General features: G+C 54.5%; 1 protein-coding gene. It reads right to left on the bottom strand.

Annotated features, from left to right (window positions below; all coding sequences use genetic code 11):
* Positions 1-1,693: hypothetical protein (locus B5G10_RS12730; RefSeq protein WP_206396581.1), on the bottom strand; the 1,693-nt coding region annotated here is incomplete at both ends.

Genomic DNA, 1,693 nt, shown 5'->3' with positions numbered 1-1,693 from the left:
CTACCCGTATAGTAGAGGTAGCCGTCGGCTATGTGGGCGTCGAGTATGCGGGTGTCGCCCGAGGGTGTACCCAAGTAGGCTCCTTCGGGAATTTCGGGCAGGGCAATGGAGTCGCTATGCCCGGCGGCAATCATGCCGGTGGCCATCTTTTCGCCCGGCCATTCTCCCTTGTCAATGGTAATGTCAAACGGGGTTTGCCCATAATACCATTTGCCGTTTTTACTCAACAAGGTAGACATGACATGGTATGGCCCGGCATCGACCGGCAGGCCATAGGCGAACGGCTCGATGGTGTCCGTACGGTAGGCATAAACCGCACAAAGGCTGTCGGGAATACCTTCTGCCGTAAAGTCGATACCAGCCTCTATCGGGGCTTGGTCATACGCCGGGTTTCCGGGCGTAATGTCCAGCGCAATATCCGTCCCGTTCGTATTCCGTTTGTACACACCATAGGGGAAGCCCTCGCGATACCCGGTCACACCTTCGCCCACCGGTATGGCTATGGCCTCTGCCGTCAAATAGTCTGCGACCGTCGGTTCCACGAAGAAGCCGCCTTCAACGACGTTGTAATTGCCCCATACCTGGGGGATCTCCAACCTGCCCATATATCCCCCCTCAATGGATAATTGAGTACCATCTTGTCGGTTGATAAAGATGTCTTTGTCAGTATATTTGTCGTTCACGGCCGAGTTGTTGATGATAACACCGCCTGTGATGGAGATAGTGTCCACCCAGTTAGTCGAAACGCCGGCTCCGTAATAACCGATATTACCGGAAATGAGACCACCGTTGATAACGAGGGATCTCGCTTGATTCATGTAAATTCCTCCACCCGAGTTGAAACCCTCGCAAACATTGTCAATAATCAGACCGTCATTGAGCGTGAACTGGGAGTAGAGATATCCGTAAATCGCTCCGGCATCTTTTATCCCGTTGTTGCCCGATATTTCTCCACCGTTCATCACGAAGTGTGCGCTCGATCCTGAGATATAGACACCACCGCCTTTGTCAGCTCTGTTGCCCCATATCTTGCCCCCGTTCAGGGTCAAAGCCTCATAGGCAAATATACCTCCACCTCCCGAAACCGAGGTGTTACCGGCCACTTGACCGCCGTTGATGACAACCCTTCTTTCCATCTCACCCGGCTCATCACTACTATCCCAGATAGCGATACCGCCACCCCCGATAGGGCCTAAATTAGTGCGAGTAGATCGATTGCCGGCTATCGCACCGCTTTCGAGCGTGAAGCAAGCACCTTCTCCATCGACAAAAACACCTCCAAGGGTAAGGCCACCGGTAATTACACCGCCATCAATCACGCCGGTGGTTTCGGCTGACTCATACAGAGTGTTCCACATGTACGACCCGTCGTCGAACACGAACAGTCCTTCCCCATCTCTATAATACCGGTGCCGGTGCTCCGGAGCTTCGCTCCCCTCTTGACAGTCGCACACCGTGAGTTTGGAAGCATCGACACTGATAACCGGGTTGGTGCCCCGACCGGTCAACTGGTAACCATTCAGACACAGGGTAACCACCGCTCCGTCGGCAATGACAAGATCGGAACTCAGCTCGGTGTCGCCGGTGAGATAATACATGGCCGGCTGCTCGTCGGTAGAGCCGGCTCCTATCGTGCCCCCGCTTGCCGGTAACGGAATCCACCCCTCGCTGTGGTCGTGGGCACTCAACTGTG

This window comes from Barnesiella sp. An55 (assembly GCF_002161555.1).
Taxonomy (GTDB): domain Bacteria; phylum Bacteroidota; class Bacteroidia; order Bacteroidales; family Barnesiellaceae; genus Barnesiella; species Barnesiella merdipullorum.
Note: the sequence above shows the minus strand (reverse complement) of the source record. Positions and strands in the feature narration are given on the sequence as shown.